Source organism: Dorea chungnamensis, from assembly GCF_039832125.1.
Taxonomy (GTDB): domain Bacteria; phylum Bacillota; class Clostridia; order Lachnospirales; family Lachnospiraceae; genus JAFBIX01.
Map to the genome: position 1 here is coordinate 41,654 of NZ_JBDOHT010000013.1, position 13,127 is coordinate 54,780.

General features: G+C 41.1%; 16 protein-coding genes. 5 read left to right on the forward strand and 11 right to left on the reverse strand.

Annotated elements, in window-relative coordinates; genetic code table 11:
* Nucleotides 1-15: 15 nt before the first annotated feature.
* Genes nuoF through ABE613_RS11620 form a run of 4 tightly spaced genes read right to left on the reverse strand, consistent with a single transcriptional unit; the run spans nt 16 to nt 3,273 of the window.
* Nucleotides 16-1,806, reverse strand: coding sequence for an NADH-quinone oxidoreductase subunit NuoF (nuoF, locus tag ABE613_RS11605; protein ID WP_235231765.1), 1,791 nt, complete (start codon nt 1,804-1,806; stop codon nt 16-18).
* A gap of 19 nt (nt 1,807-1,825) precedes the next feature.
* The gene (locus tag ABE613_RS11610) at nt 1,826-2,200 is read right to left on the reverse strand and encodes a (2Fe-2S) ferredoxin domain-containing protein (protein WP_235231766.1); all 375 of its coding nucleotides are present in this window, start codon (nt 2,198-2,200) and stop codon (nt 1,826-1,828) included.
* Nucleotides 2,201-2,218: 18 nt separating this feature from the next.
* Entirely contained in the window at nt 2,219-2,776 is a 558-nt protein-coding gene (locus ABE613_RS11615) for an ATP-binding protein (protein WP_347376445.1), read from the reverse strand.
* A gap of 2 nt (nt 2,777-2,778) precedes the next feature.
* Nucleotides 2,779-3,273 (reverse strand): NADH-quinone oxidoreductase subunit NuoE family protein, encoded by a 495-nt coding sequence (locus ABE613_RS11620; RefSeq protein WP_235231769.1) that lies wholly within the window; start codon nt 3,271-3,273, stop codon nt 2,779-2,781.
* 278 nt (nt 3,274-3,551) lie between these two features.
* Between ABE613_RS11620 and ABE613_RS11625 the strand changes: the two genes are divergently transcribed.
* The 5 genes from ABE613_RS11625 to ABE613_RS11645 are packed head-to-tail and all read left to right on the forward strand — an operon-like array spanning nt 3,552 to nt 6,770.
* Complete coding sequence (locus ABE613_RS11625; protein ID WP_235231771.1) at nt 3,552-3,896, forward strand: DRTGG domain-containing protein; 345 nt, start codon at nt 3,552-3,554, stop codon at nt 3,894-3,896.
* A gap of 4 nt (nt 3,897-3,900) precedes the next feature.
* Nucleotides 3,901-4,323, forward strand: coding sequence for an ATP-binding protein (locus ABE613_RS11630; protein WP_235231772.1), 423 nt, complete (start codon nt 3,901-3,903; stop codon nt 4,321-4,323).
* A 19-nt stretch (nt 4,324-4,342) separates the two neighbouring features.
* Nucleotides 4,343-5,716 carry a [Fe-Fe] hydrogenase large subunit C-terminal domain-containing protein gene (locus ABE613_RS11635; protein ID WP_347376446.1) on the forward strand — a complete coding sequence of 458 codons (1,374 nt, stop codon included), beginning with the start codon at nt 4,343-4,345 and terminating at the stop codon, nt 5,714-5,716.
* A gap of 2 nt (nt 5,717-5,718) precedes the next feature.
* A complete protein-coding gene (locus tag ABE613_RS11640) occupies nt 5,719-6,051 on the forward strand; it encodes a DRTGG domain-containing protein (protein ID WP_235231774.1) in 333 nt (110 codons plus the stop codon).
* On the forward strand, nt 6,048-6,770 hold the full coding sequence (locus ABE613_RS11645) for a PHP domain-containing protein (RefSeq protein WP_347376447.1): 723 nt from the start codon (nt 6,048-6,050) through the stop codon (nt 6,768-6,770). The genes ABE613_RS11640 and ABE613_RS11645 overlap by 4 nt, the downstream gene beginning before the upstream one ends.
* On the opposite strand, the gene ABE613_RS11650 is transcribed toward ABE613_RS11645, so the two are convergent.
* The 7 genes from ABE613_RS11650 to ABE613_RS11680 all read right to left on the reverse strand — a co-directional run bounded on the left by ABE613_RS11650 (nt 6,751) and on the right by ABE613_RS11680 (nt 13,110).
* A complete protein-coding gene (locus ABE613_RS11650; protein ID WP_235231776.1) occupies nt 6,751-7,512 on the reverse strand; it encodes a Type 1 glutamine amidotransferase-like domain-containing protein in 762 nt (253 codons plus the stop codon). The two genes, ABE613_RS11645 and ABE613_RS11650, sit on opposite strands and share 20 nt — an antisense overlap.
* An 18-nt stretch (nt 7,513-7,530) precedes the next feature.
* Nucleotides 7,531-8,268, reverse strand: a complete 738-nt coding sequence (yaaA, locus tag ABE613_RS11655; protein WP_235231777.1) for a peroxide stress protein YaaA — start codon at nt 8,266-8,268, stop codon at nt 7,531-7,533.
* Nucleotides 8,269-8,336: 68 nt separating this feature from the next.
* Nucleotides 8,337-9,230, reverse strand: a complete 894-nt coding sequence (locus ABE613_RS11660) for a DUF6179 domain-containing protein (RefSeq protein WP_347376448.1) — start codon at nt 9,228-9,230, stop codon at nt 8,337-8,339.
* Nucleotides 9,231-9,263: 33 nt separating this feature from the next.
* Nucleotides 9,264-9,794 carry a DUF6323 family protein gene (locus ABE613_RS11665; protein WP_347376449.1) on the reverse strand — a complete coding sequence of 177 codons (531 nt, stop codon included), beginning with the start codon at nt 9,792-9,794 and terminating at the stop codon, nt 9,264-9,266.
* Nucleotides 9,795-9,947: 153 nt separating this feature from the next.
* Complete coding sequence (locus ABE613_RS11670) at nt 9,948-10,583, reverse strand: precorrin-8X methylmutase (protein ID WP_347376450.1); 636 nt, start codon at nt 10,581-10,583, stop codon at nt 9,948-9,950.
* On the reverse strand, nt 10,580-12,091 hold the full coding sequence (locus tag ABE613_RS11675) for a cobyric acid synthase (protein ID WP_347376451.1): 1,512 nt from the start codon (nt 12,089-12,091) through the stop codon (nt 10,580-10,582). Before ABE613_RS11675 ends, ABE613_RS11670 begins: the two co-directional genes overlap by 4 nt.
* On the reverse strand, nt 12,073-13,110 hold the full coding sequence (locus ABE613_RS11680) for a pyridoxal phosphate-dependent aminotransferase (protein WP_347376452.1): 1,038 nt from the start codon (nt 13,108-13,110) through the stop codon (nt 12,073-12,075). Before ABE613_RS11680 ends, ABE613_RS11675 begins: the two co-directional genes overlap by 19 nt.
* Between the last annotated feature and the right edge of the window lie 17 nt (nt 13,111-13,127).

Consider the following 13,127-nt stretch of genomic DNA (forward strand, 5'->3'; position numbering starts at 1 on the left):
ATTCTCCATCCTCCATTACTCTTTATAAATAGCACCGAAACGACATTTTTCCATACAAGCTCCACATTTTACACACTTATCTGGATTGATGACATGTGGTTCTCTTACTGTACCGGAAATAGCATCATTCGGACAGGTTCTTGCACACAAAGTACATCCCTTACATTTATCTGCGTCAATCTTATATGTAAGAAGTGCTTTACAAACGCCTGCCGGACATTTCTTATCTACAATATGTGCAACATATTCATCTCTAAAGTAACGTAAGGTTGAAAGTACCGGGTTCGGAGCTGTCTGACCGAGAGCACACAGTGAATTTGACTTCAGATGTGCTGCCAGCTCTTCCAGCTTATCCAGATCTTCCATAGTTCCCTGACCATTGGTAATCTTCTCTAGAATCTCTAACATACGTCTGGTTCCGATACGGCATGGAGCACATTTTCCGCAAGATTCATCTACTGTGAATTCCAGGAAGAATTTTGCGATATCAACCATACAGGTATCTTCATCCATTACGATCAATCCACCAGATCCCATCATTGATCCGATTGCAATCAGGTTATCATAATCGATTGGAACATCGAAGTGTTCTGCCGGAATACATCCGCCGGAAGGTCCTCCGGTCTGTGCTGCTTTGAACTTCTTACCGTTTGGAATACCTCCGCCGATTTCTTCTACGATCTCGCGAAGTGTTGTTCCCATTGGAATCTCAACAAGACCTGTATTTTTAACTTTTCCACCAAGAGCAAATACTTTGGTTCCTTTAGATTTCTCTGTTCCCATGGATGCAAACCAATCCGCACCATTTAAAATGATCTGAGGAATGTTTGCCAGAGTCTCAACATTGTTCAGAATTGTCGGTTTCTGGAACAGACCCTTTAATGCAGGGAATGGCGGACGTGGACGAGGTTCTCCTCGATTACCTTCAATAGAAGTCATAAGCGCTGTCTCTTCTCCACACACGAATGCTCCTGCACCAAGACGAAGCTCAATATCAAAATCAAATCCTGTATCAAAAATATTTTTTCCTAACAGGCCATATTCTCTTGCCTGTTTAATTGCGATATTTAGACGCTCAACTGCGATCGGATACTCAGCACGTACATAGATATATCCCTGAGATGCTCCGATTGCATAGCCGGCAATTGCCATTGCCTCTAATACTACATGCGGATCTCCTTCCAGAACGGAACGATCCATGAATGCACCCGGGTCTCCTTCGTCGGCATTACAACAGACATACTTCTGATCTGCAGCATTTGCAGCAGCAAATTTCCATTTCAATCCAGTCGGGAATCCTGCTCCGCCACGTCCGCGAAGTCCGCTGTCCAGAATGATCTGGATAACCTCTTCCGGTTTCATCGTTGTAAGGACTGTACCAAGAGCTTCATATCCACGGGTTCCAATATATTCTTCAATATTTTCCGGATTAATAACACCACAGTTACGAAGTGCAACTCTGTGTTGCTTCTTATAGAACTGTGTTTCCTGCAGTGGAAGAATCTCTTCACTGCTCTTTACTGTCTCATCATAAAGAAGACGTTTTACAACTCTTCCTTTTAAGAGGTGCTCGGATACAATTTCCGGAATATCTTCTTCCTTTACCATTGCATAAAAAGAGCCTTCCGGATATACAATCATAATTGGACCTAATGCACACAAACCGAAACAACCGGTCTTAACAACACCAACTTCATTCTCTAATCCGTTTTTCTTAATCTCTTCTACAAGTCTTTCTCTGATCTTCTGGCTGCCTGAGGAAGTACATCCTGTTCCACCACATACCAAAACGTGCGAACGATACATAGACCTATACCTCCTTTACTTATAATTGCTGCGCCCCTAATGTGTATTTTGTAACGACCTGTCCCTTCTTCAGATGAAGTTCAAATACCTCCATCGCTTTCTCAGGATTCATCTTCACATAAGTTACTTTTTCTTTTCCTGGTTCCAATACTTCAACGATCGGCTCATACTGGCATAATCCAATACATCCTGTCGGAGTCACACTGATCTTATCCGTCAAAAATTCCTTCTGCACTGCATCTGATAAAGCCGTAAGCACCGGTCTTGCTCCACTTGCAATTCCACAGGTCGCCATACCGACAACGACTCTGGTCTGTGTCTCACTCTCAGAACGGACACCGACTTTTCCTTGATTTCTTTCTCTTATTGCTTTTAATTCTTCCAGAGATTTCATACCTTTCCTCCCTTTACGTCATAATGTTTTTCCGTCATCCACTTCTGCCTTATTCGTATCCAGATATTCCCGAATAAACTGAGACACTTCAGCATCTTTGAACGACAAGCCGCCTAATATATTCTTCATTTCCTTTGTATCAAGCACAAATCCTTTACCGTCATATTCATATTTATAATGAAAATCAATTGATTCATTGAATACTATCAATGTATAAATAGTCGAATTAATGTCACCCAACGGCATCCTGTCAATATGAGACAATCCAAATACTGCCTTTACACAGGTGCCTTCCTGTTCCTTCGAGCAAATCGAAAAGCTTCCCCCGGTACTCTCAGCTGCCTGCTTAAAAAATGGAATACCAAGGCCAACTCTACGGGTCGTTCTTGTCGTGTAGAAAGGGTCCGTCACCTTTTTCACTTGCTCCTCACTCATTCCACATCCATTATCAATTACCGATACTTCAAGAATGTCCTTTTCTGTATTTGCTATGACACTAATCTCTATGTAGCTGGCTCCAGCACGCACAGAGTTTTCTGTAACATCCAGAATATTCAATGCAATTTCTGTCATCATATCTATTCATATTTGGCCAGAATATCATCAATATCATCTACTGTAAGCCGGCCGTATACTTCATCATTAACCATCATGACTGGTGCCAGTCCGCAGGCTCCTACACAACGACAGGCATCCAGGGAAAATTTACCATCTGGAGTACATTCTCCTCCTACGATTCCCAGTTTTTCCATCAGCTTATTGTAAATATCACCAGAACCTTTTACATAGCAAGCTGTACCAAGACAGACAGATATACGATAACGTCCTTTTGGGTTCAAGTTAAACTGAGAATAGAATGTGGCAACCCCATAGATCTTCTCTAATGGAATACCCGTTTCATCAGAAATGATTGTCTGAACCTCAATAGGCAGATATCCATAAATATCCTGAGCCCTTTGCATAATCGGCATCAAGGAACCTTTTTCGTCTTTCAGTTCATGAATCATCTCTAACAGTTCTTTTTTTTGTTCTTCCGTTCCATTGAACTGAACTGTAGATTTTTTAGAAAGCATTCTCTTTTACCTCCCTTAATTATTGTCAAATTTTGTCGTTTTCACCAGAAAACTCATTTCATTTTTTCATTCTAGCATACAAATTTCCAAAAATCTATAGCTTTTTCTCATGTAATTTAGTTAATTTTCCAACAGCTTCGTTTGTTATTTCACTATCATATTGTTAAAATATTTTCAATTTTAAAAACCATTTTTTGTGTATTTTGTACAATTTCATGGTTGAATTCATCTTTTTGCAATGCTATACTAAAATAAATCTATCCATTCGGGAGGTATTTATGACAATCGAAAGAATAAAAACTTTGTTAGATGCGGATGTTCTTTATGGCAATAATTGTCTGGACAGTGAAGTACATTATGCTTTCTCATCCGATATGATGAGTGATGTCCTTGCCTACGCCGATGAACACTCCGCCTTAATTACTGGTCTGTGTAATCCACAGGTCGTACGGACCGCCGAGATGCTTGACATTGTCTGTATTATATTTGTAAGAAATAAAATCCCAGACTCCAACATTCTGACTCTGGCAGAAGAAAAAGGGATTGTCATACTCTGCACACGCCACGACATGTTCACATCATGTGGCATACTATACAGCAATGGATTACTTGGAGGTGTATAGCTTCATGTGTGAAAAACTTGTATTTAATTACGTCATCTCTGGGGATGACTTTACACGTGCCGGGGAAGCCAGCAGTGATGTGAAAAACAAACTAAAAGTGATGGGGATTGACAATAATGTAATACGCAAGGTCGCAATTGCTATGTATGAAGGCGAGATTAACATGGTCATTCATGCCAATGGCGGCACGATCAAGGTCGAGATCGCCCCAGATAATATTCGCATGATCCTTGCAGATGTCGGCCCAGGGATTGCAGATATCGATAAAGCAATGGAACAGGGATATTCCACTGCACCAGAAGAGGTTCGCGCTCTTGGCTTCGGTGCTGGAATGGGACTCCCCAACATGAAGAAATACTCAGATTACATGAACATTGACTCAACAATAGGAGTGGGCACTACAGTCACCATGGATGTGCATTTTTAAACTGTAGGGAGGGAAACTTTTGAACAAATTCATTAATTCTGTACAACTGGATAAAAAAGCCTGCACAGGGTGTATCAATTGCATTAAGTACTGTCCTACCCAAGCCATACGCGTACAGAATGGGAAGGCAAAGATCAACCCGAAATTTTGCGTAGATTGCGGCCGTTGCCTCAGGTATTGTCCACATCACGCAAAAGTGGCAATCTATGATTCCGTTGACGAAATCAAAAAATACAAATATACGGTTGCTCTACCAGCACCTTCACTCTACTCACAATTTAATAACCTTAAGAACATTGATATTGTGCTGAATGCCCTGCTTTCCATGGGCTTTGATGATGTTTTTGAGGTCAGCGCTGCCGCCGAACTTGTCTCTGAAGCTTCTCACGCATATATTCAGGAACATATTGATGAAGCACCTTTCATCAGCACCGCATGCCCTACCATTGTAAGAATCATTCGTGTGAAATTCCCAACGCTGATTCCAAGACTTCTCCCATTAAAGCCACCCGTAGAGGTCGCTGCAGAGATTGCACGAAAAAGAGCTATAGAAAAAACAGGTCTGAACTCGGAAGATATCGGCATTTTCTTTATCTCTCCATGCCCATCAAAAGTAACTTATGTAAAATCGCCTTTGGGTATTGAGAAAAGCGAAATCGATAAAGTCCTTGCAATAAAAGAAGTGTATCCTATTTTACTGGAGCACATGACACACGATGAATCTAGGTTAAAGCCCCTGTCTGAGTCTGGGCGGATCGGAATCGGCTGGAGCAACGCAGGTGGCGAATCCAGTGGATTGCTTACCGACAATTATCTGGCCTGCGATGGTATCATGAGTGCTTTAAGAGTATTAAGTGATCTGGAAGACGAAAAATTCCACGATCTTAAATTTGTAGAATTAAATGCATGTAACGGTGGATGCGTGGGCGGTTCTCTGACCGTTGAAAATCCCTACATCGCTACTGCAAAATCCAAGAAGTTACATAGGAATCTCCCAGTTTCAAGATCCCATATCAAGGATTTTGATGAACTTGATTACCACTGGTCTACCTACGTTGAATATGAACCTGTATTCCGCTTGGGCAAGTCTTTCCGCGAAAGTTTTGAAATGATGGGATTAATCGAAGAATTGACAGAGCAGCTCCCCGGTCTTGACTGTGGCTCCTGCGGTGCACCGACATGCCGCGCACTGGCAGAAGATATCGTACGGGGAAATGCAACGAAAAATGACTGTATCTATTCTTTCCACGAATATATCGGCACTTTATCAAAAGACATCTCTTCTATGATGTCTTCTCTGGAGAAAAGCGCTGATAAAGATGAAGATACCATGCGTATGCTAAAGGATTATATACTAAAACTGACATCCGAAATCGAGAAAAAGGAGCAATGATTATGAAAACTATTCAGTCACTGATCGACTCAGGAATCTTCACACTTAGTACAGTTGGAGATTCTTCCAGAACAATATCCAAAATATTTTGCTGTGATCTTCTGAGCATTGCCATGAGTAAGGCACCTGCTGAAAGTGCATGGGTCACTGTCATGGGAAATAAAAATACAATTGCTGTTGCTTCTCTGACCGACGTTTCCTGTATTATACTGGCAGAAGGAATTACTTTTTCCGAAGAAGACCTTTCCTGTGCTGAAAAAGAGGGGATTACCGTCTTTTCAACTGATCTTCCCATCTTTGATGCCGCACTAAAATTGCAGGAGTTATTACTATGATGCCCCTGTACTACGATCTGCACTTGCATTCTTGTCTGTCTCCCTGTGGTGATGATGACATGACACCCGCCAATCTTGTAGGCATGGCTTCTGTCAAGGGACTCGACGTAATCGCATTGACAGATCATAATTCATGCAAAAATTGTCCTGCTGCAATGAAACATGGGGAAGAATATGGCGTAATCGTGATCCCCGGAATGGAACTTACTACTGCCGAAGAGGTTCATGTTGTCTGCCTGTTTCCGGATCTGGAAAGTGCAATGTCCTTTGACGCATATATCTACGAACATATTCTTCCAATTAAAAACCGAGAAAATATATTCGGGAAACAACAGATCATGAATGAATTCGATCAAGTCATCGGACAAGTTGACCGGCTTCTGATCAGCGCTACTGACATATCTTTTGATCATGTATTCTCATTGGTAGAATCCTATCATGGAATTGCATATCCCGCTCACATTGATAAATCTACAACGAGCTTGCTGTCAAATCTCGGCTTTGTTCCTCCAGACAGCACATTTTCCTGTGCAGAAATTAACAATTTTGACCATCTCCATCGCATACAAAAAGAGCATCCCTACTTTTTAAATTGTAACATGATCAGTAGTTCCGATGCTCATTATCTTATAGATATCAATGAACCTTATTATCAGATTCATTCAGAATCCCGCAAGATTCCTCATATATTGAATAGTCTTATTCACCGGAATAATTAATTCCGGTGAATCTTATCCTTTGACCTTGTTCACAGATCTGCGTAATCTCCCCATCTTGTATCAGGTAAGCTTCCCCGTATATTGTCGTATTGTCGTCCTCACACAACACATAACTTCCATCTACCAGTGCATAAAATCTATTTCCCATACTGTCAGGACAGGTAATATCTTCTATTATCCGCTTTCCATCCAGCATATGTTCTCTAACTTCCTGATAATGAGGCAAAATCATCAGTTCTGTTAACCCCAGTCCTTCCATATATCTCTGATACTCTGGATCTTCTGATTCTCCTTCCAACTCCGGCTGTGCATATACGATTCTGGCACAATTCATACTTCCGGCACTGATTCCCATAACAATTCCCGAAAATCCACAGAGTAATTCTTTTAACCCCAATTCTCTAAAGAATGCATTTTGTGTTGGAACATGACCGCCTCCTAAGATCAATATATCACTCTCCTGGATCAGCCACTGGATATCCTGTGCATTCCTGCTGTCACACACCGCAATATCTGCAAGGGACAGCCCTGCATATTCAAATGCCATTCCAAAAGTATCGCACATCTCATCATTCATCTCATAATTTTCAGGGTCTGCACTGATAATCAGACACTGCGAATTCTCGTTCCATCCATCAGACAGATTCTTTACAAATTCATTTTCCTCATTCCATTGACACGGAATATCTATCCCTTCCTGTTCACACGGACAACAGGGACTGCTTGTCAAAAATACTCTCATAATAATCTTCTCCGCTTATTATCTAATAAATACCATCTTATGTTCATCAGAATATTCTTCTGTAAAATGATAATCAAGCCTGTCAAAAGTACTCATATCTTCTACACATTCTATCTGATGTTCCGCCATAAAACGCACCATCTCACCTCTTGCCATCTTGGCATACGTTCCTTTTTCCTTCACCTTGCCGCCAATCAGTTCCCCAAACACAATTTCAATCATAGAAACATTTTCCGGCAAATAACGACTTATGCATTTGCTGTATTCTTTGGAAGCCAGATTTATAACCACATCCGTTCCTTCACAGACTTTTCTGGCAATCTTATCTCCCCAGAATTCATATAGATTGTACGGTTCTTTCTGAAATCTTGCCTGCATCTCCAGGCGATATGGAACCACTCCATCTAATGGATTTAAGACACCATAAAATCCCGACAAAATTCTCAAATGTTCTTCCAGATAATCCCATGAAGTCTGATCCAGTACGGCAGGTGCCATATATTGATATTGAATTCCCTCGTATGCAAGAATTGCCGGAGTCAGGTATGTATCCAGTTTCATATTCTGAAAACGTTCATAATTCAAAGAAGCAATCTTATCATTGCAATTCCAAAGTTCTTTCGCTTCCTGATAAGATAAACTCTGTATCACATTTCGCAGATACTCTGTCTCTTCCATGAAGCACGGTATTCGGCTTACTGCTATAGAATCATTGTCTATTACCATTTTTTTTGCCGGTGATATTATAATCTTCATAGTATCCTCCTCTGCTTTCCATGATTATTATACATATTTTTCTCTCAAAAGTCATTTTATTTCATCCATTATCCCAATGTCACAGCTTCGTGCATACATTCATACTCCTTCGCAAGAAAAAGTTCCGTCACGAAATCTGCCAGATCTTTCTTAAGATAATCATACATTTCTTTATTATCTTCGTATTTTTCGCACATCAGTTGTTTTAATAGTTTTTTAAGCAATTTTTTTGTTGCTTCCTTTCCCATCTTATCAACTTTTTCCTGAAGTTTATAATAATCCTCTTCTGTTGCCGGTAATCCCATTGGTTTCTGTATCATCATGCATCCAAGTACATGGCGAAGCACTATTCTGCAAATATTATAAAACTGATTCTGATATTCTCCATCGTAATCATTCAGAATCTGAACAATATATTCCATCGGAAGTTTTTCCAAAAATTTCTGCTCCAGGCAGATGCATTCTATATAGCGTTCTATCGCTTCTATTCCTTGATAGGCATGGAATTGGCTAAGTGTCGGATAATCCATAGTAATCAACGTTTCCTGCGGTGCAAATCTCACATCATAATAGCGGAAGAAGCCTGGAATTGCCTTCTTTACCGTCTCTCCATAATTCTTGTTCCCATAATCACAAAATCGAACAATCATCAGATTATATTGTTCCTTGGCATCTTTTACCTTTTGAAGGATTTTCTGAACACCCGTTTCATACGCATCACTGGCCAACATCTTTTTTCGCTTTGAATCCGTGCTTGGATACATCTTTGAAGGATTCGGCTCAGCACCTGCTTCCTGCTCCTGTGCCATCCGAATGCAGAATTGAACTGCTTCCATTAATTTTCCTGCCGTTTCATAGGTGACAGAAGTACTTTCATAAGATGTATATCGTCCTGCAAGCTTTGTTACGATAGGAAGAAGTTCTTCCAGTCCATACCCTTCTTCCTCATATTCCTTTTGCATCTCATATCATCTCCCTTCTTGTTCTTCTGTCGCTTAATAAAGATCCCTAAGAGCCTGCAGATACAACTCTCGATCCCATCTGGGCACAACATCAAACCTTACATATTCTCCTCTTCCATCTGTCCTGTGATGTTCCCGGTATCCTGCACGTATCGCCCGCGCAAAAACTTCCAGGCAGGTGCTTTCCAGATATTCCAGGTCACCGTAACAGACTGTCTCATACTGTTCTTTCATAAAATGCAACAATTCATCATCCGAAATCTCATCTTGCATCTCATTCTTATACAGCATAAAGATGTCGTGTAGCCTTGCAATTGTATCCACATAATTTTCCTGAGAAATATACTGTGAATCGCAGAATTCATAGATAATCTTCGGAAGAATCCCCTCGCCAAACTCAATTCTTCTCTGCCGCCTTGAATTACCAGTCCGTTCCCGAACCAGAAGTTTTGCTTCTTCCTTCGAAAGAACCAGTCCAAACTTCTGCGCATACTCATTTGTATGAACGATAGCAGTTAATTGATTCTGATCCGACAACATCTCTAACAGATTATTTTTTTCCACCTGACAAACGCCCCTTTCATGGTAAGTTCCATGATTATACACCCGCGGTTGGATACTTACCAGACTTGAAATTTTGGCGATTTTGTGGTAATATAAAGGCACAAAATAAAAAAGGATGAAGGTTTTTTAGAATTCTTCATCCTTTTTTCCATTTTACAGCATATACAACAATGCATTACAGATACATGCCGCGATATTGCTTCCGCCTTTTCTTCCTTTTGCTATGATGTATGGTGTATGTTCCAGTGTTAATATCATCTCCTTAGACTGCACCACATTGACAAAACCTACCGGAACACCAATCACAAGTTCCGGTCGGATCTTTCCTTCCCGGATCAGTTCATACAGCCGAATCAGAGCAGTCGGTGCATTTCCAATTGCAAAGATCAGTTTCTCATTTAATTCGCAGGCTTTTTCCATACTGGCGACTGCGCGGGTCGTTCCATTTTGTTTTGCTCTTTCTGCCACATCATCGTCGGACATAAAGCAATAGACCTTACCACCATACCTTCCCAGTTCCTTTTTATTGATACCTGAGCGACCCATCTGTGTATCTGTCACAATAGATGCGCCATTTCGAATTGCCTCCAAAGCCTGTTCTGTTACGTCTTCTGAAAAGATAAGATTCTTTGCATAATCAAAATCTGCACTGGTATGAATACATCGCTTGATAATCGGAGCCTCTTTTTCCGGCAAAACGATTCCTTCCTTTTGTAATTCTTCTGTTATAATCTCAAAACTTCGCTTCTCTATCTCAGTAGGAAGCACATTTTCAATCTCCATCTTCATCGATCCGTTATCCCTCTGTCCATAATCTCATAGATTTTCTTCATATCCAGATGCTGTCGAAGGCTATCTGCCAGCAGATCATACTGAGTTTCCTTAAATGCTTTCATATCTACACCTTCCATTTCATCTGGATCTATGCCCTTGTGTTTTGCGATTGCACGTATCATTGTCGTAGTTACTTCTTCCTTATCAAAAATGCCATGGACATAAGTTCCGTAGACATTTCCCTTAGATAATCCATCCTCACTACTTTTTTCCTGAACATAGTCTTTTATTCTGCTCATCGGCATATCCTTGCCTCTGGTCTCTCCCATATGAATCTCATACCCTTCAAATGCAATGCCAGACAGTTCCTTAAGGATTCCTCCGATATGTTGAAATGTACCATTTACTCTCGTTCTGGTCTTCTGACGAACAAATGTTGTCTCCATTGGTAGTAATCCCATTCCATCGATTCTTCCACCGGCTTCCACACTTTCTGGATCACTCAGGCTTTCACCAAGCATCTGATAACCGCCACAGATCCCCCATACGATTGTTCCCTTAGCTGCCCCTTTTTTCACTTCCGTCTCCAGCCCATTCTGCCGCATCCAAAGCAGATCTTCCATCGTATTCTTCGTTCCAGGCAAAATGATCATATCGGGATGTTTTAACTCTCTGCAATCTCTTACATATCTCAAAGATACACCTTTGATATTCTCCAACGCAATAAAATCCGTAAAATTAGAGATTCTTGGTGTCCGAATGACTGCAATATCAATGAGTTCTGCTTCTTTTCGCCCCTGAAAACGCTCTGTCAGGCTGTCTTCATCTTCAATCTCAACAGAAAGATATGGAGTAACTCCTACCACGGGAATACCGCCACGCTCTTCCAACATCTGAATTCCAGGATCCAATATTGTCTTATCTCCACGAAATTTATTAATGATCAGACCTTTGACCATATTCTTTTCTTCTTCCTCCAGGAGCATTAATGTTCCCAAAAGCTGAGCGAATACTCCTCCTCTGTCAATATCTCCAACCAGAAGTACCGGGGACTTCGCCATCTTCGCCATCCCCATATTAACAATATCATCTTGCTTTAGATTAATCTCTGCGGGGCTTCCCGCCCCTTCGATCACAATGATATCGTAAGTCTCTTCCAACTTATGGAAAGCCCTCATAATCTCAGGAACTAATTGCTTTTTATAGGCAAAGTACTCCCGGGCACACATATTCTGTAAGACTTCTCCGTTAACGATTACCTGCGATCCCGTATCATTGGTCGGTTTTAACAGGATTGGATTCATCTCTACCTGAGGAGCAATTCCTGCCGCTTCCGCCTGAACCACCTGAGCACGTCCCATCTCCAGGCCATTTTCCGTAATAAAAGAATTCAATGCCATATTCTGGGATTTAAAAGGTGCCACTTTATATCCATCCTGCCGGAAGATTCGACATAAACCCGCGCAGATCAGACTCTTTCCTGCATTTGACATTGTTCCCTGTATCATAATTGTCTTAGCCATGCAATCATCCTCTCATTCTCCTCTTTTGTACGGACGGCAATACGATAGTAACCTTCCGATAATCCCCGGTAATTCTTGCAGTCACGAATCAGGAATCCTGCGTTCAACGCTTGAGCATAAAGCCCCGGTTTTCCTGAGAAAAATATATAGTTTGCTTTGGAACCATATACGGAATATCCCAACATCTTCATTTCTTGAATCATTGCATCTCTTTCCACAGAAATATATTCTCTTGTATCCTGTATATACTGTGCACAATCATCAAGCGCAGCCACTCCTCCCAGCTGTGCCAGAATTGAGACATTCCAAGGCTGAAGTACTTCTGCCATCCTTCCAAGTAATTCCTGATTGCAGCTGATTCCATAACCAAGCCTGAGCCCAGGCATACAAAAAAGCTTCGTAAATGCTTTGACAATCAGAAGCTTAGAATAATTCTGCCTCTTTGAACACATCTCAAAGAATTCCGGATGATCCAAAAAGTCAATAAAACATTCATCCAAAACCACCCAGACATCACATTCCTGACATCGCTTCAGAATCTTTTCCAATAATTCCTGCTGAATCGGCTGTCCGGTCGGATTGTTGGGATTGCACACAAAAAACATATCCATCTGTGGAGTTATCTGATCAAGGATCTCTTCTGTAACCTGGAATTCCTGAGACTTTTGAAGTTCATAATATTGAATCTCGGTTCCTACCGCCTTCAATGCCTTTTCATATTCCGCAAAAGTTGGCGCCAACAAAAGAGCCTTCCTTGGCATCACTGCAAGTACCGCTGCATAGAATAATTCTGCCGCTCCATTTCCACAGACAATTTCTTCTTCCTGTACATGCTCGAACTTTGCGATCGCTTTACTCAATGCACTGCATTGAATGTCTGGATAATGCACAATCTGATCTGCCTGCTCACGAATCGTTTTCAATACTTGTATCGGAGGACCTAACGGATTACTGTTCACTGAAAAATCCAGGACATTTTGATTACGATAGATATCGCCTCCATGAATCTGTTCTCTCATTTATTTCTCCTGTCTAA

Coding starts and splice junctions, on each gene's coding strand:
- nuoF (WP_235231765.1), bottom strand. CDS start 1,806: ATGTATCGTTCGCACGTTTTGGTATGTGGTGGAACAGGATGTACTTCC.
- ABE613_RS11610 (WP_235231766.1), bottom strand. CDS start 2,200: ATGAAATCTCTGGAAGAATTAAAAGCAATAAGAGAAAGAAATCAAGGA.
- ABE613_RS11615 (WP_347376445.1), bottom strand. CDS start 2,776: ATGATGACAGAAATTGCATTGAATATTCTGGATGTTACAGAAAACTCT.
- ABE613_RS11620 (WP_235231769.1), bottom strand. CDS start 3,273: ATGCTTTCTAAAAAATCTACAGTTCAGTTCAATGGAACGGAAGAACAA.
- ABE613_RS11625 (WP_235231771.1), top strand. CDS start 3,552: ATGACAATCGAAAGAATAAAAACTTTGTTAGATGCGGATGTTCTTTAT.
- ABE613_RS11630 (WP_235231772.1), top strand. CDS start 3,901: ATGTGTGAAAAACTTGTATTTAATTACGTCATCTCTGGGGATGACTTT.
- ABE613_RS11640 (WP_235231774.1), top strand. CDS start 5,719: ATGAAAACTATTCAGTCACTGATCGACTCAGGAATCTTCACACTTAGT.
- ABE613_RS11645 (WP_347376447.1), top strand. CDS start 6,048: ATGATGCCCCTGTACTACGATCTGCACTTGCATTCTTGTCTGTCTCCC.
- ABE613_RS11650 (WP_235231776.1), bottom strand. CDS start 7,512: ATGAGAGTATTTTTGACAAGCAGTCCCTGTTGTCCGTGTGAACAGGAA.
- yaaA (WP_235231777.1), bottom strand. CDS start 8,268: ATGAAGATTATAATATCACCGGCAAAAAAAATGGTAATAGACAATGAT.
- ABE613_RS11660 (WP_347376448.1), bottom strand. CDS start 9,230: ATGCAAAAGGAATATGAGGAAGAAGGGTATGGACTGGAAGAACTTCTT.
- ABE613_RS11670 (WP_347376450.1), bottom strand. CDS start 10,583: ATGAAGATGGAGATTGAAAATGTGCTTCCTACTGAGATAGAGAAGCGA.
- ABE613_RS11675 (WP_347376451.1), bottom strand. CDS start 12,091: ATGGCTAAGACAATTATGATACAGGGAACAATGTCAAATGCAGGAAAG.
- ABE613_RS11680 (WP_347376452.1), bottom strand. CDS start 13,110: ATGAGAGAACAGATTCATGGAGGCGATATCTATCGTAATCAAAATGTC.